At 60.6% G+C, this 24,338-nt stretch carries 22 protein-coding genes and 1 pseudogene; 11 read left to right on the forward strand and 12 right to left on the reverse strand.

What is annotated here, in order from left to right:
- Both R4P64_RS23640 and R4P64_RS23645 read right to left on the reverse strand, forming a co-directional pair.
- Positions 1-329 (reverse strand): catalase (locus tag R4P64_RS23640; protein ID WP_317822905.1); only part of this gene is annotated, 329 nt, incomplete at its 3' end.
- A 130-nt stretch (positions 330-459) separates the two neighbouring features.
- A complete protein-coding gene (locus R4P64_RS23645) occupies positions 460-813 on the reverse strand; it encodes a hypothetical protein (protein WP_317822906.1) in 354 nt (117 codons plus the stop codon).
- 403 nt (positions 814-1,216) lie between these two features.
- Here R4P64_RS23645 and R4P64_RS23650 point away from each other — a divergent pair, with 403 nt between their 5' ends.
- Together R4P64_RS23650 and R4P64_RS23655 are read left to right on the forward strand one after the other, a co-directional pair.
- Positions 1,217-1,735, forward strand: coding sequence for a flavin reductase family protein (locus R4P64_RS23650; RefSeq protein ID WP_317822907.1), 519 nt, complete (start codon positions 1,217-1,219; stop codon positions 1,733-1,735).
- A complete protein-coding gene (locus tag R4P64_RS23655) occupies positions 1,732-2,484 on the forward strand; it encodes a pyrimidine reductase family protein (RefSeq protein WP_317822908.1) in 753 nt (250 codons plus the stop codon). Before R4P64_RS23650 ends, R4P64_RS23655 begins: the two co-directional genes overlap by 4 nt.
- 169 nt (positions 2,485-2,653) lie before the next feature.
- Here R4P64_RS23655 and R4P64_RS23660 read toward each other — a convergent pair whose 3' ends face one another.
- A complete protein-coding gene (locus R4P64_RS23660; protein WP_095886917.1) occupies positions 2,654-3,061 on the reverse strand; it encodes a hypothetical protein in 408 nt (135 codons plus the stop codon).
- Between the two features lie 622 nt (positions 3,062-3,683).
- The gene (locus R4P64_RS23665; RefSeq protein WP_162487716.1) at positions 3,684-3,824 is read right to left on the reverse strand and encodes a hypothetical protein; all 141 of its coding nucleotides are present in this window, start codon (positions 3,822-3,824) and stop codon (positions 3,684-3,686) included.
- Here R4P64_RS23665 and R4P64_RS23670 point away from each other — a divergent pair.
- A pseudogene (locus R4P64_RS23670) lies at positions 3,785-4,013 on the forward strand (acetyl-CoA C-acyltransferase); the annotation flags it as partial. The gene R4P64_RS23665 and the pseudogene R4P64_RS23670 overlap by 40 nt on opposite strands.
- Before the next feature lie 88 nt (positions 4,014-4,101).
- On the opposite strand, the gene R4P64_RS23675 reads toward R4P64_RS23670, so the two are convergent.
- From R4P64_RS23675 to R4P64_RS23690, 4 genes are all read right to left on the reverse strand, one after another.
- Positions 4,102-5,220, reverse strand: coding sequence for a hypothetical protein (locus tag R4P64_RS23675; RefSeq protein WP_317822909.1), 1,119 nt, complete (start codon positions 5,218-5,220; stop codon positions 4,102-4,104).
- Positions 5,221-5,302: 82 nt separating this feature from the next.
- A complete protein-coding gene (locus tag R4P64_RS23680; protein ID WP_317822910.1) occupies positions 5,303-6,922 on the reverse strand; it encodes an ABC transporter substrate-binding protein in 1,620 nt (539 codons plus the stop codon).
- A 404-nt stretch (positions 6,923-7,326) separates the two neighbouring features.
- Positions 7,327-8,622: a DUF1214 domain-containing protein gene (locus tag R4P64_RS23685; RefSeq protein ID WP_317822911.1), complete on the reverse strand. Its 1,296-nt coding sequence runs from the start codon at positions 8,620-8,622 to the stop codon at positions 7,327-7,329.
- A gap of 218 nt (positions 8,623-8,840) precedes the next feature.
- A complete protein-coding gene (locus R4P64_RS23690; RefSeq protein ID WP_317541010.1) occupies positions 8,841-9,704 on the reverse strand; it encodes a TauD/TfdA dioxygenase family protein in 864 nt (287 codons plus the stop codon).
- A 463-nt stretch (positions 9,705-10,167) separates the two neighbouring features.
- Between R4P64_RS23690 and R4P64_RS23695 the strand changes: the two genes are divergently transcribed.
- Positions 10,168-10,767, forward strand: coding sequence for a TetR family transcriptional regulator (locus R4P64_RS23695; protein ID WP_317822912.1), 600 nt, complete (start codon positions 10,168-10,170; stop codon positions 10,765-10,767).
- A gap of 403 nt (positions 10,768-11,170) precedes the next feature.
- Complete coding sequence (locus tag R4P64_RS23700; RefSeq protein WP_317822913.1) at positions 11,171-12,814, forward strand: alpha/beta fold hydrolase; 1,644 nt, start codon at positions 11,171-11,173, stop codon at positions 12,812-12,814.
- Positions 12,815-13,047: 233 nt separating this feature from the next.
- On the opposite strand, the gene R4P64_RS23705 is transcribed toward R4P64_RS23700, so the two are convergent.
- The gene (locus tag R4P64_RS23705; RefSeq protein WP_033235854.1) at positions 13,048-13,743 is read right to left on the reverse strand and encodes a TIGR00266 family protein; all 696 of its coding nucleotides are present in this window, start codon (positions 13,741-13,743) and stop codon (positions 13,048-13,050) included.
- Positions 13,744-13,770: 27 nt separating this feature from the next.
- On the opposite strand from R4P64_RS23705, the gene R4P64_RS23710 reads away from it, so the two are divergent.
- Together R4P64_RS23710 and R4P64_RS23715 are read left to right on the forward strand one after the other, a co-directional pair.
- Positions 13,771-13,932, forward strand: a complete 162-nt coding sequence (locus R4P64_RS23710; RefSeq protein ID WP_317822915.1) for a hypothetical protein — start codon at positions 13,771-13,773, stop codon at positions 13,930-13,932.
- Positions 13,933-14,635: 703 nt separating this feature from the next.
- A complete protein-coding gene (locus R4P64_RS23715) occupies positions 14,636-15,499 on the forward strand; it encodes a phytanoyl-CoA dioxygenase family protein (protein ID WP_095887967.1) in 864 nt (287 codons plus the stop codon).
- 405 nt (positions 15,500-15,904) lie between these two features.
- On the opposite strand, the gene R4P64_RS23720 is transcribed toward R4P64_RS23715, so the two are convergent.
- Positions 15,905-16,930, reverse strand: a complete 1,026-nt coding sequence (locus tag R4P64_RS23720) for an NADP-dependent oxidoreductase (RefSeq protein ID WP_317823238.1) — start codon at positions 16,928-16,930, stop codon at positions 15,905-15,907.
- Positions 16,931-17,093: 163 nt separating this feature from the next.
- On the opposite strand from R4P64_RS23720, the gene R4P64_RS23725 reads away from it, so the two are divergent.
- Complete coding sequence (locus R4P64_RS23725; protein ID WP_317822916.1) at positions 17,094-18,656, forward strand: MFS transporter; 1,563 nt, start codon at positions 17,094-17,096, stop codon at positions 18,654-18,656.
- A gap of 74 nt (positions 18,657-18,730) precedes the next feature.
- On the opposite strand, the gene R4P64_RS23730 is transcribed toward R4P64_RS23725, so the two are convergent.
- Together R4P64_RS23730 and R4P64_RS23735 are read right to left on the reverse strand one after the other, a co-directional pair.
- A complete protein-coding gene (locus tag R4P64_RS23730) occupies positions 18,731-19,519 on the reverse strand; it encodes an SDR family NAD(P)-dependent oxidoreductase (RefSeq protein ID WP_045064320.1) in 789 nt (262 codons plus the stop codon).
- Positions 19,520-19,607: 88 nt separating this feature from the next.
- Positions 19,608-20,642, reverse strand: coding sequence for an ABC transporter substrate-binding protein (locus R4P64_RS23735; RefSeq protein ID WP_317822917.1), 1,035 nt, complete (start codon positions 20,640-20,642; stop codon positions 19,608-19,610).
- Between the two features lie 204 nt (positions 20,643-20,846).
- On the opposite strand from R4P64_RS23735, the gene R4P64_RS23740 reads away from it, so the two are divergent.
- The 3 genes from R4P64_RS23740 to R4P64_RS23750 all read left to right on the forward strand — a co-directional run bounded on the left by R4P64_RS23740 (position 20,847) and on the right by R4P64_RS23750 (position 24,336).
- Entirely contained in the window at positions 20,847-22,169 is a 1,323-nt protein-coding gene (locus tag R4P64_RS23740; RefSeq protein ID WP_172936472.1) for an FAD-binding protein, read from the forward strand.
- Between the two features lie 292 nt (positions 22,170-22,461).
- Positions 22,462-23,496 carry an ABC transporter substrate-binding protein gene (locus R4P64_RS23745; RefSeq protein ID WP_045064315.1) on the forward strand — a complete coding sequence of 345 codons (1,035 nt, stop codon included), beginning with the start codon at positions 22,462-22,464 and terminating at the stop codon, positions 23,494-23,496.
- 78 nt (positions 23,497-23,574) lie between these two features.
- Positions 23,575-24,336 carry an SDR family NAD(P)-dependent oxidoreductase gene (locus R4P64_RS23750; protein WP_317822919.1) on the forward strand — a complete coding sequence of 254 codons (762 nt, stop codon included), beginning with the start codon at positions 23,575-23,577 and terminating at the stop codon, positions 24,334-24,336.
- Positions 24,337-24,338: the final 2 nt, after the last annotated feature.

The raw sequence follows: 24,338 nt of genomic DNA on the forward strand, positions 1-24,338 counted from the left end.
TCGGGGATCCGCTCGTGATCGAAGTGGGTGATCTTTTCCCGTAAGTGGTGGTCCTGGAGCAGAGTTGGGCCGCGTTCTCCGGCTTTGAGAGAGTGGTCTGTGTCGTAAAGGCGGGCGCCCTGTGCGGTGGTCAGATATTCGCCCTGCTGCGAGCGCGCCGACGGTGGTCCTTCGACAGCTGCGGCTGTTGCAGTGCGAAGTTGTGGGGCGCGTTGATCGTCTTTCGGGGGCAACGGAGCGCTGGGCTCGGCCGGTTCCTCCAGCGGCGGTGTTACTGGGCCTGGTACCCCGGGGATCTGGGGGTTCTTTGTGGGCTTCTTCTTGGGCACTGTGCCTCCTCGATTTCTTTTCCGAAAGTTGACTTCGAGTCAGAAGGTGGTGGGAAGTGTGGGCTGAACTTCGATGTGGCGCAAAGGTGTTATGTCATTGGACGGGTAAGTGGTGCCGATCGGGCCAGGCCTATCGCCAATCCGCCATGTGATGCGCGTGCAGTCGTCCATCCTCGGAGGATTCGGTTCGTACATGTGAGTCCGAATCGAAGGCCACTGGCGGGGGACTGTAGTTTGTCGGCGACGGTATTTCCGTGCTGGTGGGCCCCATCTCTGCCTGTGCTCGGCGGGCCAGGGTGCGGTCACCGAGAATGGTCCCCGCTGTACCGTCGATCGATTCGAGCATCTGTTGGTACGTGAGCCGACATGGCGCATCGGTGTCGAATGCGCGTACGACCAGGCGCCCCAGAAGTGTCAGCGGAAACCGAATTACCGTGTATTGCAAGCGCAATACGTCCCATGGCAGGGAAACCCACTTGCCCATTGGTTATCCTCACTCGCCGGCGTAGAACTGGATAAAGAGATTCAGGTGTGGCTGCCCCGGGAGCTCAACGAGGCCTTCCTGAGCTTCGTTGAGTGAGTTCGGCGGCGCGCAGTCGAGCTGCCAGCGCGTGTCGTGCCGCTCTCAGCGGGTGTAATGCCGATCATCGTCATTGTCCAGCTCCCGAGGTGTTGGGGTGCCAGGAGAATTTTCCCGACGTCATGCTCCGCGCCGGGCAGCACCTGATCTGATTTTTGCCCATCGGTATGTGCATCTCTTGCTACCTCAAATCTATACCATCTGATATAGATAATCGGCAACAGTGAGAATGGGTTGCTGTGCAATAAGGACATCGCAGTTAGCTGTCCCTCCCGTAGGGGTAGCTAGCGGAGTGAAGGGAGCAACGATGCAGGATTCGAGTGAGAACCTTCAGTCGCCGGACAGCGGTGCCTTCGAGCGGATCGTGGGGGCACTGAATTATCCGATGTTCGTCGTGACCACTCAGGTGGGAGACCAGCGGGCGGGGTGCCTCGTCGGTTTCGCCTCGCAGATCAGTATTTCGCCTCCGCGTTTCCTCATCGGTCTGTCGAACAAGAACCACACCTACCGACTCGCTGCCGCCGCCGAGCATCTGGCCGTACACCTCATCCCCCGCAGAAACGACACGATAGCGAAGCTGTTCGGGGAGTCGACGGGCGACGATATCGACAAGTTCACACGCTGCGAGTGGAGTCATGGGCCTTTCGGGCTTCCAATTCTCGAAGAAGCCGAGGCCTGGTTCGCTGGGCGCATCCTCGAACAGGTGGACACGGGCGACCATGTTGCTTTCCTACTCGAACCCGAAACCGGTTACGCACCTGAAGAACTCGACGAGTACATCACGTTCGCGGACGTTCGAGCGCTCGAACCCGGACACGACGCATGACAGTGCATCGGTGGCGATCGTTATTTCCCATAGACGCCCAAGGCCGCACCCTTCACGACTTCTACGCCGACGCCCCCGAAGGGGTTCGAGTGAACATGGTTTCGAGCCTCGACGGGGCCGCTGCATTCGACGGTCGAGTACGCCCAATCTCCAACACTGCTGATCATCAGTTGCTGAGGTCCCTGCGCGCCTACTGCGATGTGCTCCTAGTCGGCGCCGGAACGATACGCGCGGAACGGTACGGACCTGTAACGCTCGATGCGGAACTCCGTCGATACCGCCGCGACGCGTGCGGGCAAGTGTCGTTGCCGCCCGTTGCGGTTGTCACGCACAGCGGTGACCTTCCCTGGAAATCCGCGCTGTTCACCGCAGAAGGGCCACGCCCAATCGTCGTCACCAGTGCACAGGTGGCCGCCACATTCGGTCCCGATGTGCGGTCCCGTGTCGAGATCATGGTGGCTGGGGACGACTATGTTGATCCGGTCGCGATGATCGCGGGCCTACGGGATCGCGGGTTGATGCGTGTGCTCTGCGAAGGAGGCCCAGCCCTTCTGTCTACCCTCGTGGCCCACGATCTCGTTGACGACATGTGCTTTACTCTCTCCCCGAAACTGGCGGGACCCCAACCAGTCTCCGGGCCGATCGCTGCCCCGCCACTCGAGGTTCCCCAGGCGTTGCAGCTCCGGCACGTATTGCTCGAAGCCGAATACTTGTACATGCGCTACCAGCGCCCTCGCTCTGCGTGTTGATCACTTTGAGGTTCCTCGGGCGGCCTTTTGGCGCGCGTACGCCGGGTGACGGTGCCTGCGACGTCGTGCCCGAGAGTCTGCGGCAGCGTGTAGGGCAGGATCTGTTTGAACTCACCGTCGGCGACATCGCGAAGTTCGAGTGGACCATGATTTGACGGTTACGCAGGTTTCAGGGAACGAAGAAGGTGCCGAAGCCAGGTGTTCCGATCGCCTGGGGGTCGACGTATGCGACGACCTGACCCGAGCCCGGACGGATGGTGACGGGTTGAGCATCCAGCGTCGGAAACGATGCGGATCCATATGCTCCGGTTCCGAGACTTAGCCAGTGGACGACTGCGGCGTGCGGGTTTCCGTCCCCGGGTGCGCGGCGCACGTGCAACACGGCGGCGCCCGGTTCTTCGCCGACGCTCGCGGCAAGGCGGGGCGTGGGTAGATCGACGAGCGGGATGAAGGGGTCGACCTGGAACGGAACCGTGCTCGGCGCCGCTGCCGCGGTCCCCGACATCAGGAAGCCGGAGATCGCGAGCGTCGCAAGGGCAGTGGCGCCGATACGTCCGATAGCGTTGAGTGCAGTCATACGGGTCGACTCTAGTCATGTGACCGGCGACGCGGTGTCGGTTCGCGTTTCAGGCCTTCACCGAGACGGGTCTGCAGATGCCGTACCAACGTGGCGACCTCGTGTGGGAGGAGTCCTCTTTCCGAAGTCGGTATCGAGAGTCTCTTGGCCGATCTGAAGAACAACCGGATGGCGATGCACCGCGGCTTTTTTCGTGAGTTGGGAATCCGCCGCTACACACTCCCGATCGGATTAACGAGCGCCAAGGACGATCAACGGCCACAGCCCCCGACCGATAGCTACCCTGCATCGGCAGCGAAATCCACGGATTCCGCCTTCGTCTCTGCCGAGGTTAAGAGAACCCGCAGCACTCGTCGAAGATCCGTCGAAACCGGCCTCACGACGCTTGGCCAAGCAGAATTCGTAAATGGGAAGGATCTGCGGATCGAAGCGGCACCGAGGCTCCGCTCCGGCCGTGGCGCGTTATCGATAGCATCCCGCCGATATCGTATCCGGGATTGCATTGCCTGATCTCGGCCGCGCATCGTCATCGATGTCCAGGGCACCGGCGTCAGCCAGAATGTGGGATCGGGATCCCATCCACCCAGAAGCGTCGCACATTTGTTGCCGGACAGAGAGATTGCTATTCCGGCGTGGTGAGGTATCCGTGAAGGCTCAGGTGTGCTGCGTCGTAGTCCTCGGCGACCGCAGCCCAATCGGGGATCAACCAGTTGCAGTGCGTTCCGGTGGTGTCGAACCAGACGGAACGCCTCGACTCGGGCACGGGAGACCCTCGAGACAGGATTCTTCGCGCGGGAGATCACCCGGTCACCCTGCCTGACGGCACCGTTGTTTCCACCGACGACTACCCTGCCGGTGTTCCGTCCGGAAGGCACTGTCACCGCCGGCAACGCGTGCCCCCTTTAATGACGGCGCCGCCGCTCTGGTCATCATGTCCGATAGCGAGTGTAAACGGGAGTTCCATCTCGCGTTTGTGATGCGATGTATCGCAGGGCCAGCCGGCCGCGCCGACCCGTCGGAAACGGACCCTCCTGCGGCTCCTACTCCTGTCCCGAGTCCTTTGCTAGGCAGATGAGTTCAATCGTCGTCTCGGGTAATTCGTTGTGGCAGCGCGCGAATCGGAACGCCATTGTGCCTTCGTTGTGCCCGAGCGTCTCTATCCAGGTCGCGCCAGGAATCTTGGGATCATCATGCGCCAGAACTAATTCGATCTGCCCGGTTTCGTCAGGTTCGGTATCGAAACTGGTGGCGAAGACGCGGTTGCCGAAGCGCCATTCGAGGGACTCCATCCAGTAGTTCATCGGGACGAAGCTCCAGTAGGCTCCCGTAGGTGGTGTGAAGGAGATACGTAGCGCATACCCCTGCGGCACCGCCCAGTAGCCGTTCATGTATTTGTGTCCGGCCGGGGTAAAGATGTCGCCCGAATCGTGCATGGGGCTGAGGGCGTTGAACTTCTCGGTCTTAGTTGTCCCCACCCACTGTGCCCAAGTTCGGGTGTTGAACCACGCGAACTGCGCGGCGCGCTCGAGTCCGGTGGCCAAGGCATCGGCGGTGAGGGGAGGTGGATTTACGGGCCCGCCGATTCTTCGAATGAACAATGGCCGCGGCCTGTCGACGCGAGGATCACGGAGATATCGCCTAACCGAAAGGACACTGGCGTCTGTATCGAGTTTTACCCCGTTGCGTCCTTCATGCCCGGCGGCAACTGTGAGCGTGAAGCTGCCGTCCGTCGTGGTGTCGATCTCGGCTTCTGTGATCGCATCGATGAGACGTCGCGGTGTTTTGTTGGCGCCACTCAAATCGCCTGAGTAGACGGTGAGTTCGATGAGTTCCGTCTCGGCCATGCTTCCCGTGACGATGTACTGGTACTTCGACGACACGGGGCTCGAGTCGTATAGCTGAGCAGGGCTGTCTCCCGCGAACTTTCGCACTCCTGCTCGGGTTTTCTGCTGGAAGTCCGGGTAGGCGGGGTCGGTGTACTCGATGAATTGCTCGATCCCGATCGTCAGGTATCGCAGAAACAGTCGGTTGCCCTCTGCGGCGTCGATCGCATTGTCGGGCATCGGCAGTTGTGCGAATTTTTCGGGGAAGTCCCTGATCATGTCGGCGAGGTAGGTGAATGCTGCTGCAGGAACGCTAGCCCGCCCAGGCAGCGTCATGACGCAGTCCGGTATGGGGCGCGCGGCGAGGCGCAATTACCGAACATTGAAGCCGGCATTGTGCTGTTGGCCTCCAACCGGATCACTCCTTCCATGCTTCGTCGAAGAACATGATTCCGTCGATGCTCTGCTGGAGGCCGTGCACGTTCTTGTTCCACACGTCCAGCGTGGGGACATTGCCCCAAATCTGCCAGGGGACAGTGTCTGTGGCGCGTTGCTGGATCTCGGCGAGGACGGTTTTCTTGTCCTCGTCGGTGGTAGCGACTCCGAGTTGATCGAGTAGGACATCCATTTGGGGATCCGAGTAACCGGTGGAGTTGTTGCGGCCACCTGTCTTGAGATTGGCATACAGGCGTTCAAAAGGATCAGCCTCGGACAGGCTGAGCGCGCCGGTTCCCATGTCGTAGTCGTGATCCACCAAGACGCGTTTAGTGACGTCGCTTGCGCTGGTGACGTATTCGATTTGTACATCGAATCCGACTGCGTTGAGCATTGCCTGCACAGCAAGGGCTGTTGCCTGTGAGGACGGCTCCTGGATGGAGAGGAAGGTGACCTTGCCGTCGTAGCCGTCTGCCTTGGCCTGATCGAGCAGTTCCTTGGCCTTGGCCGGATCCACACCGGTCGGGGCGACGTCGTTGTGCCAGCGGGAGGTGTCCTGGAAGATTTCCTGGCCGGGCAGGCCGTTGCCGTTGTTGACGCGGGTGTTGAGCGTTTCGGGGTCGATGGCCAGTGCCATTGCCTGGCGCACACGAAGGTCCGAGCCGGGGCGACCTTCGGCCATGTTGACGTTTGCGATGTAGCCGAGCGACGGGATGTCGATGAATCCCGGGTAGCCGGACTCGATCAGATCGAGGATCGGGGTGAGTGTGCGCATGTATGCCGCGTCGATGCCACCGGTCTTGAGGGCCTCGGCGGTGGGCTGAGCTCCGACGATGCTGATGAGCTTGAGCTTGTCGATATTCGGTGCGCCGCCGTGGTAGTCAGGACGCGCTGCGAGCAGCAGTTCCTCGTTGGGAGTGAACTTTTCGAGGGTGAATGCGCCGGCGCCGATCGGGGTGAACTGATCACCCTGTTGCGCGGTCGGGGCGACGATCATTCCGGGGCCGGTGGAGAGCAACGACTGAATGCCGGTCCACGGATCGACGAGGTTGAAGATGACCGTCGTTGCGTCGGGGGTGTCCATGGAGGCGACCTTGGCTGCCCAGAGGCTGGACTGCGGTCCCTTGTTGTTGACGTAACGGTTGATGCTGTCGACAACTGCCTTGGAATCGAGTGTCGTTCCGTCGCTGAACTTGACGCCGTCACGAAGCGTCAGCGTCCAGGTCTTGCTGTCGCTGCTGGGCTCGAGGGACTGTGCCAACTGCGGAACGAATGTCTTCTCGATAGGGTCATAGCGCATCAGCGAGTCGTAGATCGCTCCGAGTTCACTGCCACCGACGGCTCCGGCAACCTGAGACTTCGCCGGATCAAGTGTCGTCACCGAGGAGAAGCCGCTGAACGTCAAGGTTCCACCCTTGTTGGGCGTGCCGGGCTCTGTTTGTTCGTTGACCATGCCGATCTCGAGCGCGGAACCTGAATCTGCGGATTCCCCTGCACCGCCGTTTGATTCGCTGTTTGCGCACGAAGCGAGCAACATGCTTGCGGTGATCGCCAGGGTAGCCGCCGTCAATCTGCGCGGACGACGAAGGGAGCTACGAGTCATTGGGACGCCTCCAAGTGGAAGGATGAGTGAAATCTTCAGCGAAGATTCCCTATTGTGTGATGTGCACCATGGTGGCGGTTGAGTTGTCCCGCTGACCGGAACCTGGCGGACAGCCGGGTTCTGTTGCGAGCACGCAAATTTCGGGCTGCACTCGTGTATCGCCTGTGAGACAAGTTCTGTTGCCCGCTGCAGTTGTCGATCGTGAGATCTATGTGACGATCAAGGAATGTGTTTGTGGAAGTGATCGGCCAATCATACGCAGTTCCCAAGGCGGGGAACGACAATAGCTCAACGGTCCACTTCGACCGACACATCGATGTCGGACGTGCCGCTCATAGTGAGGAACGTTCCATCGAAATCGATATCGCTCGATCTTGGGCTATTTTCCTTAGCCTGCAAGTGCGTTAGTCGGTGTATCGACGCAAGAAGTTGCTGGCTCTGAAGGTCTGCTGGTGTTCACGCTGCTGCGCGGTGATGAAGGAAGTACCTGCCGGTAGACGCTCTCTGAGTTGATCCAGTTTGACAACTTCGGAGCGCCGGATGGCCAACTCGACGGGGGCGTTGACTGGCAGGGATTGCCAGCGGACTGCAACCATTCCCGAGTTGTGCCCTTCGGGGTCGAGCCAATTGTAGGCGCCGGGATCCTCACGGGAAATGACAAACGAGTACGTACCATTCGGATTGGGCTCTGCCTGAACGGTATTCAAGCTACTTGTTCGATCGATGTACTCGTACGCCACTCCCCACGGGTCGGAGAGTTGAATGCCGAGGGACGCAGCACCCAGTGGATCGACGGTGACGACCAACGCTTCTCCATCGTTCACGTCGAACCATCCCCCCGTCGAGAGTCCGCGACCTGCGGGACGCTGACGCGCCGGGCGCACGTAATTTGTTGCCTCGCTATAGAAATACTTGTTGAAGTAGTCGAGCCAGAACGGCGCCATCTGCGTCAGCAACTCTACCGAACGTGTAGTGAGTTGTTCCAAGCTTCGCGGTTCGCGAGCCGCAGGACCTGCAGTCCGAACCAGATCGAGGCGGACAACATTCTCCCTTGACCAGTCGTCGAGGAGGTCCCGAATAATCAAGAACGAATCTTGCTTTGCAGGGATCCGGACGTGGTTGGTCCGCCCGTTGGCGGGCTGGGCGTCCAGAGTGATGACAAAAGACCCGTCCGCTTCGACCGCGATGTCGTCGCTGTGCAACCCTGCGAGTTGTGTGCCGCCTTCGGCGGTGAGGGAGGTGGTCCCAGGAATGGCGTCGCGCAGCTCGAAGTGTTGCTCGGTGGGTCTCGGGTAGTTGATCTTCCCGCGGATCTCATATGTCGAGGACCCTGATACCGCTGTGTGCCGGTAAACGTTGTCCGGGTTCTCGATTCCGAAACCGGACCTTGGGGAACTCAGTCCTTGAAACTCGTGTGGAGCGGTTACGCCCCACATGAGCATCGGAATTTCCGGGTCCGAGCAGATGGCATATTGGGTCGCTGCGGTGGCCAGGGAATGGGCAGCTCTGCCGATCGTCGCTTGTCCTGCCGGTGTCGAGCCCTGGGGGTCGGCCGCGTAGAGCATTTCGACGCTTCTTATCGCTGTGCGGAAGGTGTCTGTTTCCAAAATTCTTCGGGTCAGTTCTTCGCCGTCGCGTTGTACTGGTGTAGCGAGGGCGCCTACATAGTTGACGTCAATTGATGTTTCCATTCGTTCCATCTGGAATTCACCTCTTTCCGGCTGTTGTCTGGCAGCACATTTGGCTTAAATCTGTTGCAGCTCAAGGACGTCGACCTGTTCCCGACAGGCTCGTGACCGGTGGTTTACAAGTTCGGACGATATCTCGGGGCAAGGTGTACCGTGCATCTCGGCACGGTCCGACCTCGCGCCCGCAATTGAGACATTGTGCGGTGTCCGCCTGAAAGGGTGAATCGTTGTCAGGCGAAGGTTCCTTCAAACAAGGGTTCCGACGCTCCGTCAGGGCGGTAGAAGGGCCGCCCTCCTTCGACCGTGCAGCGGCGCATCAGCCGGTACTGAGGGTAGTGATCCGAAAGCGCGCGGTGATTCGTGCAGCGCTCATCCCAAATCGCGACGTCGCCCGCTCGCCAACGCCACCGAACCGCATAATTCGGATTATTGACGAGATTGCTCAGGTAACCGAGAAGTGCATCGCTCTCCGGCCTGTGCATGCCCACAAGGTGATCGATGAAGGAGCTCAGGAACAAGGCTTGACGCCCAGTCTCTTCGTGGGTACGGACGAACGGAAGAATCGCGCCCTGAAGATTCTGCCGGATCACCTGCTCGGATTCAGCTCCGTACATGGCCACATTTGCCTGAATAAAGTGGTCGGAGGGCTTATGCAATGCGCGCAAGTCCTGGCACACTCGCTTCATTTCGTCAGACAGACTGTCGTAGACGGCGTACAGACTGGCCCAGAGGGTATCGCCCCCCACTGTGGGGATATCGAGCGCGTAGAGGATGGCCAGGTTAGGTGGCTCCGGCCAGTAGGTGAGATCGGTATGGAATCCGTCTGCAAGCGGCGGCTTTTTCGCGTTGTTTTCGACGGAATGTAGGACTGTTTCGTCGCCGTGGAGTTTCGCTACCGGGTTGGCCATCGGAGTGCCCCACCGATTTGCGAGGCCGATGTGATCCGCTTCCGACAAGTCTTGATCGCGGAGAAAGATCACGTGATGCTTCAGTAAGGTCTGGTGCAGTTCGTCGAACTCGTCTTCGCTGAGGGCGTTGAGGCTGACCCCTTCTACTAGTGCTCCGATGTTGGCACTTAGCGGTGTGATGCGCATGTGTCGGCTCTCGTGTACATCGGGGGCTTGAGAATCGACGGCAAGATTAGATGAACCCATTTCTTTACCTCTCTTGGGGATCGGCCGAATTCAGGTGCTGAGTTACAGCGTCCGCGTCTGGTGATACATGCGGTTGATCAGAGATTGGATCACTCTGGCGCGCATTCCTTTTCGTGGCGATGCGCATCGGTACATAGGTCATTGCCGGCGCTCACTCTGCGGCAAGCCAGGCAGTGACCAAGTCTGTAGTGTCGGCGCCCTTCAGGCACGTTGTGTCGTGTAGTCCTGTAGTGGTGGAGGCCTCGACTACGTGAAAATCATAAGTCAACTACCAAATGTTAGTCAACTACCACTTTTTTATTCACTCTCAAACCGCGCCACTGGTCCGCGAAATTGGCTGATGCTGTCTGTGACGCCGCGTGTGTGGCAGGTCCGGGGCAGTCCACCGTACGCTGAGGTCACTATGGGTTTACGAGAACGCAAGAAGCTTGCTACGCGGCATCGCCTTGTTGATGTCGCCTTAGAGCGGTTCGCTGAAAATGGTTACGACGTAACCACGGTCGAGGAAATCGCCAACGACGCCGAGGTGTCGGTAACCACCTTCTTTCGCTACTTTCGGTCGAAGGAGGAAGTCCTCTTCATCGACGCCGAATGGACGGTCCCTGACTTCTGTGCCGCGCTCGAGGCGCGCCCGACGCACGAGCCGGACCTCGAGGCGATCCACCAGGTGTTACGCATGTTTCGTGTGCGCGAGGTGCGCGGGGATGAGCGTCAGCGCCGCCTGCGTCAGCACCGCGTGGTTGCTGACACTCCCGTGTTGCGTGGGCGTGCCCACTTGGTCGCTCAACGATGGCAGCGCGAGGTCGCAGCTGTCCTGGCGAAACGACCAGGTACCTTCCCTGACAACCGGAACGTTCGACTCACTGCCGCAATTGCTTTCACCATCGTGAGCTTTGCCGACGACGAGTGGTGCGCGCACGAGGGAGCTGTCAACTGGCTCACCATCCTCGACGAAGCCTTCGACTCCCACGCGGCACTCACTCCGAGCGGCCTCGACCCTTGATCGCGCACATACTTCGACTCGCGCGGCGGCATACACCATCATCAGCCGCTGTGGCGTGCGGCGATCATCGCACATTGCCGCTGGCGTGGCGCCGCGTCGCAATGCGCATCGCCCGCGAAACGGGCCGTTGGCCTTTGCACACCGTCACCGATCCGTGGTTTTCACAGTTGGGCCAGTGCGCCAGCGTTATTGCGCGTTCTGCGCGTCGTTTGGCGAGATGGTTTCGCGGGCAGAGTGATTCAATCGAGCACGTGGCTATGTCGGCTACAGCAGCATAGGAATCGGTGCCCACACCTTCGAGGGTGACTCCTGAATTCAGTGGTGCGTCTGAAATACTGGCAGCGAAGCGGCGGGGTGGGTGCCACCGCCGTTACGGCACTGACTACGAGGGGGCCGCGAGAGTATGTCGGGGATTGACAGGAATTTGCATTTGATGCGGCGCAAAGAAACGTTCTCACGGCGCAGTCGATTCGTGACTCTTGCCGTCGGCGTCACCGCGGTGATCTCCGTCGGAGTCGCACCCACCGCCGCCGCGGAGCCGGCACCGAGTGGAGATCTTCGTTGGGAGTCCTGCCCAGCCGAATATCAGCTCGATCCGGCATCCGATCAGTGTGCTTCGGTCACCGTTCCCCGCAACTACGCAGAACCTGACGCCGGCACGATCGACGTGCTCGTCACCCGGCACCGCGCCGAAGATCCGGGCTCGCGCAAAGGCGTGCTGTTCACCAATCCCGGAGGACCTGGTGGAGACGCGATCGGCTCGAACAGAATGTTCGTCGACGTCCTGCCCGACGCGATTCGCGCACAGTGGGACGTGATCGGAGTTCAACCGCGCGGACTCCCGTACGCCGGCGCGCTTTCGTGCGCAGTGGGCCCTGAGCTGGCGACGGTGGCAGGCTTCGGTTTCGGTGGGGCTGCGGCACGAAATGCATGCGAGGCAGGTGCGCCGGGCGCCACTGCGCACCTGACTACCGAGAACACGGCGAGGGACTGGGAGCAGGTCCGCGTTGCGCTCGGCGAGGATGTCATCGACATTTACGGTCTGTCCTACGGCACAATTCTCGGATCTACGTACGCGACGCTTTTCCCGCAGCACACCGGTCGCATGGTTCTCGATTCCGCGGTCGACCAAAATTGGTTGTGGAACGACGTGTTGTGGCAGCAGAACGACGGCTACAAAGCTCGCTTCTACGACCTCATGGATTGGATCGCCGCCAACAACGACACCTACGGACTTGGCGAGACGCCGTTGAAGGTCTACCAGCGATGGTCAGACCGGATTGTCGCGGAGGCCGGTGGTAACCCGACGCTTGCGCCGCCGCCTTCGCAAATCGGTGACGTACCGCCCGGCCTCGAAGCACTCGCGAATGCCTACCGCAGCGGGGTCGATCTGACTGGGCCGGCGCGCGTTCAGTTCGAGGCATTCATTCGGGGACTCGCCGATCCGTCGCACACGCAAATGTCGTCGAGTATCTACGTGATGACGCGGCAGGTGCTTCCAGCTCGGAACAGTTGGCCGCTCATGGCCCGGGTAGTCCGCGACGGTGTCGACGCGATTCCCAGTGGTGCTGGGATGAACGACATATCGGAGCTGGAGTTGGAGCGAATTGCTCAGTCCCAGATGATGCAATCACTGATGTTGTGTAACGAGAACAGTGTCGCGGATCGGCCGGATCGTATCCCGGGTTGGCTCTTCTCGACCTTCATCACCGGAGATCTCTTCGAGCTCATCGGGTATGGCTACAGTGCCGGGACCTTCTGCGCCGGTGCGCCGCCCGTAACCGCGTTGCCCGAGCTGAGCAACCGGGGGCTGGCGACGGCGCCGCTCGTTCTGCAGGGGCTGCGCGACCCGCAGACGCCGTATCAGGGTGGGGTGCAGCTAGCCCGCGACATGGGGGCGAACCTGGTCACCGTGGAAGGCGGCGATCACGGCGCCGGCATCCAGGGCGGTAACGCCGTGATCGATCAGGCCGTCACCGAATACCTCGAGACCGGGCGTACCTCCGTCACGCATGCGCCTGAGGCCCCGATCACTGCACCGCTGTAGGTAGGTAGCCGGAAGAAGTGGCGCCTCCGACCGGCACCGAACATGTCCTCAGGTCAGGCCCTCGCTGGAAGGCGAGGGCCTGACCTGTCCAACGAGAAAATGACATGTCGACTGTTCCGGGTTCGTTGGACCTTGGGCCGCAACGCAACATCGCGAAGATCGGTGTCCGGAACGGACGCGGGGGGCATGTCGCCCCCGGAGACTGCCGTCGACTTGTTTGTTGCGTTCAGGACTCAGCTGTTGTTGCTGTTGCTACTGGTGCTGTTCGATGGCATTCGGGTGCGGAGCCAGTCGACGAGGTCTGTTGCGCTGCGGGTTTGCATCCAAATTCGGCCTGGCCCGGTGAATTCGGTGACGATGCCCTCGCCGCCGAGGATCATCGATTTCCAGCCGCCGGCTTTGCGGATGCGGTACTGGACGGATTCGTCGAATGCGACGACATGGCCGGAGTCGAGTGTCATGGTTTCCCCCGTAGTGAGGGTAATCGGGCGGATGGCGCCGTAGCTGGAGAGCAGGATCTCGCCTGTTCCGCTGCATCGCAGCAGGACAAGTCCGGCTCCGCTGAAGAATCCCTTGCTGCCGCCCCATTTGGAGTCGACGTCGACGGTTGGGTCTGATGCAAGCCAGCAGCCGGATTGGACGAGCAGCGGTGTCTCTTCGTTGATGGTGGTTTCGACTATGTCGCCTGGTAGTGCGCCGGCGACGCCGACGACACCTCCTTGGTCGCTGCCGAAATCGTTGACGAAGAAGCTCGACCCACCCAGAGATCGGCGGAGTCCCTTCATGAAGCCGCCTCGGGTCGAGGTGGTGATCGAGATGTCGCCCCGCATCATCGCCATTGCTCCTGCTTCGACACGGACGGATCCGCCGGCGGGGACGCTGATTTCGGCCAGCGCGAATGCGGGCCCGCAACTGATTTCTGTCTTCATGGGTTCCTTTCGATGACAATCTTTTTCGTGGTCGATGATGAGCATCATGTTTGGCTGAAATCACTGTCCGGTACTGGTCCTCGAAACGAATTATTGCTTGTGGTGACGATTTGGTTCGGATCCTCGGGGGTTCGCTATCTGATCGTTGTAGTGCCTTGGATGGATGCCGGTGATGCGCTCGGCGCGTGAGGCGCCGTAAATGGGGTGCCGGATGGTCGGGCCCGCGGAATGCTCGAGTTCGGTGGGGAGGGGATTGGCGCACGCCAAGTCCAGGGCGATATTCAGGTCCGGAAGCAGAGGCCTCTGCGGGCGCTAGTTCCAGAATTATTCCCACATCCTTTGTCTAACAAGGACTTCGGATTAAGTGTCACCCATCGATCTGAGAACGCACTGAGCACCTGAGCTCGTGAGGGCGCTGGGTAGGTCATCATTGTGCCCTCGACCGGACGGAGCTGACCAGACTCGACCGAGGCTGTGACAGTTGCTGCGTCAAGCCTGGGTTGGGGTGCTCTACCGCCGGAGGATACCCAGCATTTCCAGGCTTCGGCCACCTCTTGTGATCGACGCCAGATCGGTACCGAGTTCGGTCGTGTTCCGAAAACCCGGAACCGCGCCACATGTTGTGCGCAGTCCGTTGCGCCCCGTCCGACTAGGGCGACATCAGGGCCCGCCACTGCGTTTTTGCAGCGGCCCAGTCCGTGGATCGCGTATTCGTGCACGGTTGGATAAGAGCTGTTGTTTTCCAACATGTTTGGGTATGTGTTGCTCGCGGTGTTATAAACGAAAGACCTTTCGACGCACGGTAGATGCAAGTTTTGAAAGTGCGCACGTGTGTGTTGCGCCGCATCTGCTGTCGTCGCGGTTCGAGCAACGAGTAGGAGAATTCACACTGATGGTTGTCACTGTTGATCGTTACGCCACACGGATCTCGACCGTCCCGACCGAGTTGGACCGTGTCGACCCGATTGTGTGGAGCGAGCAGATGCGAGTGAAGCATCGCGATGTCGAGGAGAACGGGTTCACGGTTCGTCGTGGTGTCCTTGATGCGAGCTCAGTGCAACGGTGCCTGAGTGAAGTCCAACGTTTGGGAACCGCACCCGAACTTGTCGGCGACGAGCGGATCGTGCGGGAAAAAACTTCCTCGGCGGTCAGATCGATCTTCGATATCGTGAATTTGAGTCCGGTGGTGCGCGCGGCAGTAGACGAGTCCGGGGCAGCAGCCCTCGCACGCGAGATCCTCGGTTCGGAGGTCTACGTTCATCAGAGCAGGTTGAATTACAAGCCCGGTTTCCGCGGCGGAGCGTTCTACTGGCATGCCGATTTCGAGACGTGGCACGCAGAGGACGGGATGCCGGCTCCCCGGGCGGTGAGCGCGTCAATTGCGTTGACCGATAATCATTTTTTCAATGGGCCTTTGATGGTGATGCCCGGATCGCATCGAACTTTCCTGCAGTGCGCGGGGGCGACGCCGGACCGCTACTTCGAGGAGTCCTTGGTCGAGGAAGTGCCTCGGGTCGGTGTTCCTTCCGAGCAGATGATCACCACGCTCTACGCCCGCCACGGAATAGAGGTGTTGACGGGGGATGCGGGTTCGATGACTGTGTTCGACAGCAACCTTCTACATGCATCGTCAGGAAACATCTCCCCGGTGCCGAGAGCGAACATCTTCGTGGTTTTCAACAGTGTCGAGAATTCGCTCGGGAAGCCGTTCTCGGGAACGGCGCCGCGGCCGGAGTTCCTAGCATTTCGGCCGTGACGGTTAAAGCGGACGAATGTGCTTTCGCTGTCGAATTATTTGGGGAAGACAAAGGCCTCCCATGCTCGGCAGGTCTTGGAGATGATGGAATATCGGGCTCCACCCCCCCGCGACGTCGTGACACCAACTGAGGTAGTCGTTTCTAACGGAGGAACAGCGTGCGGCCGTGCGATATTTCGCATTCCCGGGTTTTCCGCCCGATCGTCAACGGCATTTGATCAGGGACACCTTCGCTTCCTCTCTCACGCGTTCGGTGTTCGCCGATGCCGACGATATCGACGAGTCCGACGACGAATTGCTCGTTCGATATCCGAATTCTTCAACGGGGACCCGGACGAGGAGTCGGCGGACTCAGCGCGTGTGGATCTAGATTGGCTGGCCCGTGGCGGCCCGGAGTCGGAAGGCTTACAGTCGACACAAAGTCTTTCCGGTATTACGGCCGTTGAGCATTCCGACGAGTGCGGCGGGGGCTTGTTCGAGTCCCTCGAATACCGTCTCCTGGTACGTCATCATACCCGCGGTGAGGTACCCGCCGACTTCTGAACGAAAGTCCGCGTAAAGCCCGTCATACGCTCCTGCGCGAAAACCTCTCATTTGCAAGCTCTTTGCGGTGATTTGAAAGAGATTGGTAGGCCCGGGGGCGGGGGAGTCCGTGTCGTAGGTCGAGACGGCTCCACACATCGCGACGCGCCCGCCGGGCCGGAGATGATTCAGGGCCGCCCCCAGGTGATCTCCGCCGACGTTGTCGAAGTAGGCGTCGATACCGTCGGGGACAGCTTCGGCCAGTTGCTTTTTCAGGTCGCCGGCCCGATAGTCGATCGCGTGCGAGGCGCCGAGCGCATTCCTGAGGTACTCGACTTTCTCCGGGCCTCCTGCAGAAGCGACAACCGTGTTGCCCCGCAATGTCGCCAATTGCACCGCAATACTCCCGACGGCGCCGGCTGCTGCCGAAACCCACAGCACGTCTTTGGGTTTGAGCTCGAGAATCTCGAAAAGACCTACGTAGGCGGTCAGCCCCGCACTGCCCAACGGACCGAGGTACCATTCCGGGGCAAACTCGCCTGGGTCGATCCTCGTCAACCCCCCGGCACCACCGAGAGTTTCACCGCCCGCGGCGACCACCGCGTAGGTGCGGTAACCGAACATGTGCGAGACCAGCTCACCGGCAGCGAATTCCGGACTCCGAGATTCGACGACGGTACCGAGCGCCAGACCGACCAAAGGATCTCCGGGAACCAGCGGCGGTAAGTATCCCGAAGGCGTTGCCGCATTGAGCCGCAGTCGAATCGACGGGTCTATCGACAGCCACGTGTTTCGGATCAAAACCTCGCCTGGTGCCAACGGGGGCACTTCGGCATCGACGATCGCGAGATTATCCGGCACCAGACGACCAGCCGGACGCGAGGCGAGGCACACAACTCGATTGTGAATGGTGATGACTGAGGCCTTTCGAACAGATGGGAACTACCGCGCACCGCACGTAAAACCAGTGCGACGTGATCATGCCGAAACTAGCACGAATTCAACCCTAACTGAATTAAGTTTAGGTTATTGTTCGTTGATCGAGAGGGACATCATGGATAGCGATCGGACAGTGAGCATCTTTGCGCCACTGCGCATCAGGCGACTACGTATGATGCTGGGATTTCAACTGTGCGCAAGTGTCGGAGTATGGATTTTGGTACTTGCAGTGCAGTGGACGTTCACCGAAACCGGCGAGTCTGCGACGACGGTATCGATGGTGCAGTTCGCCGCCAGCTTGCCGTTCTTCCTGTTGGCGTTGCCGATCGGCGCGATGGCCGAGTTCGTCAGCCATCGACTACTGTTCGTCGGAACCGCAATGGCGTTGACTGCGTCGACGATCCTGCTGGCGGTACTGCAGCAGTTGGGCTTGGCGAAAACTCCGATTTTGATGCTCGCGGTCTTCGTCGCCGGCGCAGGTCTGGCGTCCGTCGCTATCGTCTGGCAGGCGTTGCTGCCCAACATAGTCAGCCGCGAGATGATGGCGGTGGTTCCTGCGATCGACGGCGCCGTCTTCAATGGCGCTCGCGCGGTCGGGCCGGTTATCGGCGGTGCCGTTCTCGCCGGCTGGGGATCGACTTCGGCTTTCGCCTTGACTGCCGCTCTGTTCGCCGTCTGCGTCTTCGTCGCGGCGCGGACGGTACCCGCATCGACCGGGCGGGTCGAAGCACACAATTCGATAGGCCAGGCGGTGGCAGGAAGCGTGCGCTTCATTCGCCATTCCCGCTGGACCAGGCGATTGCTGCTGCGACTGACCATGTTCGGGATCCCGGCGAGTTGTCTGTGGGGGCTTCTGCCGCTGGTCGCGCATGATCGGTTGCAGGTGAGCACGTTCGGGTTCGGAATCCTCTCCGGCGCAATCGGAATCGGCGCCGTGCTCGGTACGATCCTGCTGATGCCGCTGCGCGCGCGGATGAGTTGGAATCACTTCGTGGCGCTAGGCTCGGGTGCATATGCGCTCGTTCTGGTCGGTTTGGTCGTGATCCCGTGGGTCAGCGCGATGTTTGCCGTTCTTGTAGTGGTTGGCGCCGCGTGGGTTGGGGTTCAGAGCACCTGGATGATCGCCGCTCATGCCGTGGTTCCCCGATGGATCAAGGCGCGTGTTATCGCCTTCGTCATGTTGATGTTTCAGGGGAGCCAGGCGATCGGCGCCCTGTTGTGGGGCGTCCTTGCCGACTCGCTCGGCCTCGTTCCCGCCGTGCTACTGGCCGCACTGTTGATGTTCGTCTCGGTGTTCGAGACACTTCGCCGCGGGATCATGCCGAGTGAGGCGATTGCCCCCGAACTGACCGGGGCACCGGATCCCTTGGCCGCTAATGCCGAATACTCCGGTCTGCGCGTGATCGTCGAGACCACCTATCACGTGCTCCCTGGCCGTACGGAAGAATTTCTCGACAACGTGCACGAACTCAAACTCTCCCGGCGACGTCTTGGTGCACTGCGCTGGAGCGTGTCGCGATCGGCAAACGAGCCCGACATCTACGTTGAACACTGTACGTTCCGTGATTGGTCTGAGTACCTCGCTCAGGAGACCGAGCGACTGACCGTTCCCGAGAACCGGGTGCGGACGAAATTGGCCGAATATCTTGTCTTAGCGCCGCAAACCCGAGTACTTGTCGAGCCGAAGCTATTCTGACAAAGCACGATGCCCGGTTTTGCACGTCTTCGGAAGACGTGCAAAACCGGGCATTTCTACGGAACTGACCCCGATCAGACGGTGAATCTACCACCGTTGCTCAGTAGTACGGCCCCGACGACGTTGGCGGCACCCGGCGACGCCAGGTACAGGATGTTATCTGCCAATTCCTCGGCGGTTGCGTAACCGCGGAATCCGTCCTGTGTCATCGCAGCGCGAAGGTTGGCCGGAGTGCGACTGGCCATTCCCGTGTCGACCGGTCCCGGAGCGATCGTGTTAACCCGGATGCCAAAGGGCGCAACCTCTTTAGCTACAGCCTGGCTTACCGCATGAACTCCGGCCTTCGAAGCTGAGTAGTGTGGGTAGCCGACAAGCGTGTCGAACGCCGAGGACGAGCCGACCGTCACGATGGCGCCGCTGCGGGCTGGTTTCATCGCCCGGACTGCTTCGCGGAGTATGAAGAACGTACCGTCGAGGTTGATCGACATGACGCGTCGCCAATCTTCGTCCTCGAGGTGAGTGAGAACGTCAACCGGTTCATTACGCTCAGCTGCCTCGTAGATGCGCTGTTTACTCTTCGGGTCGTCGACGCCGGCGGCATGGACGACGACGTCAACCCGACCCTGCTCGGCGATCACTCTCGTGAAAGCCTGGGTCACCTGCGCCGAATTGCCGACATCCAAACCGATGGCCTGGCCACCGACCACAGACGCTGCTACCTCGGTTACCGCAGCTTCGTTGACGTCGCACAGATACACCGCCACGGCGCCCCGGTCAGCGAGCAGACGCGCTGTGGCAGCGCCGATTCCGGAACCTGCGCCGGTTACCACTGCGACCTGGCCCTCGAACTGCCGATCAGACATCGAATACACCTTTCAGTCCCGTCGATCCGCTTGGCGGCCGCGGGTATTACGAGTAGAACACGTGCACATGGAACGGTTGTCAAGCAGTTCAGTTGAACAGGGCTTCGAGCTCGTCGCGGTAACGCGCGGCGCCGTCACCCGTGGTCACCTCAGTGTTCTGATCGGGAACCTCTTGAGCATTCGCGATCGAACCTTCGATGTCGGGCAACACCGAGCTGTAACCGACCGACGTGGCCTCCTGGCCGGGCCGGGTGACCATGAAGTCGGCCAATACCTGCGCGGCATTCGGATGCGGCGACGAGCCGAGAGTCAGACCGTACCAACGCGCTCCCCAGATATGTTCTCCGGCAGACCATTCAACCGGTGCCCCGGACTCCTTGGATGCCAACATCGGATCGGCCATTAAACCGGCGGCGATCTCACCGGAAGCGAGTGCCTGAGCGAGCGGCTGATTGCTCGGATAGATGCGCGGGTTCTGGTCGGCTAGCTTCTCCAGATACTCCCTGCCGCCGTAGTACTTCTCGATGTGGGAGTAGAAGTCCAGGTATGTCGGTGACGTTGACGGACTGACGATTCCGACCTTGCCCTTAAGCTCAGGAGCGAGAAGATCTGCCGGGGAAGAGACACCGCCGGGCAGCAGGTCGGTGTTCCAGCCGAATCCCAGGATCACTGCCCCTTCGAGGAAGTACTTGTCCGAGACGATGCTTGTATCCCGGCGATAGTCCGGGGTGTCGAAACTCGGCCCGATCGGCTTGGTCGCCTTGTCTGTATCCTTAACAGTATTCATCCACGACACGTCGGTGATCACCGCGAGGTCTCCGATTCCCTTGCCGGACTTGCTTTCGGCATCGATCTTGGAAAGCAGATCCGAATCGACTCCGCGGACGACCTCGAGATCGATTGCGGGGTAGGCCTTTTCGAAGGCAGTTTCCAGGGCCGCGAGTCGGGGCGCCGCCTGGGTCGAGTAAATCGTGACCTTTCCCTCGTTGTTGGCCGCAGCAACGACGTCGTCCCACGAACCTGAAACCGGCTCTGACGGGGCAGCGGGAGCGTTGCTACACGCCGTCAACGCGAGCGCCACCGCGGCGAGTGCCACGGTTGTTCTGAAAACCTGAGGGATCATGCGAGCTGCTCCGTTTCTGGTACTTGCCGACACAAAATCAAACCTAATTCAGTTCACATTAGAGTGACTCAGCCCACAACGCAAGCGTCATGTCGGCAGTGACACCGATTGACTCACTCCTCGCTACGCTTCTACTGTAATCAAATTGAGGTCAGTTCAATTAGAACGGAAGGCGCTCACCGGCGCCGGACAATTGGAGTCAAGTTGAGTAGCAATGAATACGATCTGCTGGTAATCGGTGCGGGAATGGCCGGATTGACCGCTGGGGCAAAAGCTTCCGCAGCAGGCAGGCGAGTGTGCTTGATCGAGATCAGCGCCGACGTCGGAGGTTCGGCGCGATTCGCTGGATACGCCTGGAGTGCACCGAATCACGACGTCATGGCCGAACAGAACCCGAGGGGCGACGAAGCTCTCAAGCGCCACCTCGTCGACAGCTTTGATGTCGGTGTCGAGTGGATCCGCTCGATTGGCATTGACGTCGACCCGGCGCAGCCCATTCTGAGCTTCGGCCGCGGGCACAGATTCGACACCAACCACTACGTCGACACCTGCAAGCGAATCGTCCTCGACGCCGGCGGATCGGTAGTGTTCGATACCGCGACCGAAGCGCTCCTGTTCGAGGACGGTGCCGTCCGCGGCGCCGTGGTACGTACGGGTACCGAACCCGCGCGCGAGATTCGGGCCGGCCAGATCCTCCTGGCAACCGGCGGATTCCAAGGCAACAAGGAATTGCTCGCTCAGCACGTCCACCCGGACGCAGGCCGGATGGCCTTGCGCTCGAACCCACACAGTTGCGGCGAAGGTTACCGCCTCGCGATCGAGGTCGGCGCGTCGACCGGCGTCGAGAATGCCGGCTTCTACGGGCATTTGATTCCGAGCGGTGTGGAACTTGCCGATCCCGCAGACTTCGTCGACATGTCGCTGTACTACAGCGAGCATGCTCTTCTCTTCAGTCTTGACAACGAACGATTCGTCGACGAAACGCTCGGCGATCACCTCACCACGATGGCTCTTCTCGAACAGCCGCAGGGCCGAGGCCTGCTGATTGCCGACGCGCGCGTGCACCGTGACTGGATGGTCGCGTCGTATGTCGAAGGTGCTGTGGCCGTTGACAAATTCGAACTTGCCAGCAAGCGTGGCGGCAGGGTCGGCCTGGCTGAGGACCTCGAGGAACTCGAGTATTTGCCGGAGGAATGGGGATACGACGGAGCGGCGATCGCTGCGGCGATCACGAAGTTCAACGAGGCGGCCTCCCAGGGTGCAGAACTGGTTCCGGGCCGTAAACTCGATCGCGCTCCCTTACTCGAGGGGCCCTACTACGTGATCGAAACGGTTCCCGCGGTCACCTTCCCGTTTCATGGGATTCGGATCGACACGCAAGCCCGCGTTCTGGACGCTGCCGGACTGCCCATCCCTGGACTGTTTGCGGCTGGCTCCGACACCGGCGGATTGTGGAACCGGGCGTACGCCGGTGGCCTCGCCTCAGCCCTGGTATTCGGTCTGTCTGCCGCCACCGCCGTCGTCTGAACCGTTCAGCTTGACGGTGTCGGGCAATTACCAGCTTTGTTCGAAACATTTTCCTGCTCTGACATGTTCGTGATTGACATCACAAGCGCCGGGCACTACGTTCGAACTGACATCAGTTCAGTTTGTAGGCGGGGCGGCTCCCGATTCGGCAGCCGTCCCGCCCGGGACCAAGACGCGATGACATACCGCGCGCAGGGTCAGCTTCAGAACTGTCGACGCGAGAACATCTCTCACTGGAGTGCCAACGACATGTCGATCCGTCGACGCCCGACGGCATGCCCGAAAGGAAGCCATGAAGTCATTCGTCCGCACCCTGGTGGCGCTGAGCGCCGCCGCAGCCATGGTCGGCATCTCGGGATGTAGCGGTAGCGAACCCGCGTCCGCTGCCGTCGACGGCAGTTGGGAAGATGTGGTCGCTGCGGCGAACGAAGAGGGCAAGGTGATGCTCTACTCGAGCCAGAAGCCGGCCAACCTCGACGCGCTCAAGGCCGCATTCCACGCGGAGTATCCGCAAATCGAACTGGAATACGTCCGCGGCACCGATCCGGACATCAATCCCCGGGTCGAGACCGAACACAAGATCGGCAAGGGCACCGCCGACGTCCACATGCTCACCGACTCGGCATGGATTCAGAATGCCGCCAAGTCCGGTACCTATTCCGCCGAACTGGTCGGGCCCGCACTCGACGCCCCCGAATTCGATCCAGCGGCAAGCGTGCTCGACAACCGGTTCTTCCTCACCAGCGCGGCGGTCTTCTCGCTCGGCTGGAATACCGATGCGGTACCGAACGGCTTGACGACACCGCAGGACATCCTCAATCCGGCGTACCGGGGCAAGATCGGCATCGTCAACCCGGTGGGCATCGCCTCGTACGTCGACATGTACCGGCACTTCGCGAACACGTACGGCGAGGATTACTGGAACAAGCTTGCCGAGCTGCAGCCCCGCATCTACCCAAGCGCGCTCGGTGTGGCCCAGGCCCTGACGTCCGGCGAGATCGTCGTCAGCCCCTCGGTGCAGCCGTTGGTGACCGAAGTGAACTCCGGCGCGCCCGTCGACTGGGCGCTGCCGCAGCAGCCGTGGGGAACTCCGTGGTACGCCCACGTATTGAATACCGCGCCGCATCCGAATGCCGCTCAGGTGCTGGCCAACTTCCTGGTAACCGTCGGAGGTCAGACCGCCCTCAACGACGGATACGCTGCCGCACTGCCGAATATCCCCGGGGCTGTCGCCCGGGCACAGGACATCGCGCTGCCCAATCCCGAAAATTTGACGCCGGACAAGGTCGAGCAGTACTCCCAGCAGTGGCAGAAGCTCTTCCAGTAACACCGAAACATGGCTCCGCGGAACATAAGTGCCAATCAAAAAGTGGAAGGGCTGAACTTGAATTACCTCACAGATTCGATGCGGGGAACGAACGTTCTCGTCACGGGAGCATCCGGAGGCATTGGCGGAGCCTGCGCCGAACTGTTCGCCGCGCACGGCGCGACCGTGTACCTCACCGATGTCAACGACGACGCCGGTCGCGCATTCACTGCGACGTTGGGCGCAAACGCGTACTACCGTCATCTCGACGTGACGAGCGAAACTGACTGGGCCGAAGCAACAGCCGCGATGGCGGCGGCCGGCCACGACATCACGGTACTGGTCAACAGCGCCGGAGCTGCGATGAAGGCGACTCTGGCAGATACGACGCTCGACCAGTTTCGCCGGATGATCGACCTGAATCTCGTCGGTACTTTCCTCGGGCTGAAGGCCGCGGCCGCATCGATGGCGGATGGCGGGTCCGTCATCAATCTCGCGTCATTGCGTGGCGTGCTGGCAACCGCCGAGTTGGGTGCATACGGCGCAGCGAAATTCGGTGTCCGTGCCCTGACCAAGGTGGCAGCACTCGAGCTTGCCGACCGCGGTATCCGAGTCAACTCCGTCTGCCCCGGCAGCATCGAAACCGAAATCACGTCGGTATCGGACTTCGCCAACGACGACGTCGAGGCGTACGTACGGAGTATCCCGATGCAACGCCGTGGCGCGCCGGAAGAGGTTGCCAAGGTCATTCGCTTCCTCGCGGCCGACGACAGCAGCTACGTAACCGGAACGGATCTCCTCGTGGACGGCGGCCAGGCAGCCGGCGTCCGCACCCCCAAAATTTCGAACGAGAAAGTATAGAG

It is taken from the genome of Rhodococcus sp. IEGM 1366, assembly GCF_033142425.1.
GTDB lineage: Bacteria > Actinomycetota > Actinomycetes > Mycobacteriales > Mycobacteriaceae > Rhodococcus_F > Rhodococcus_F globerula.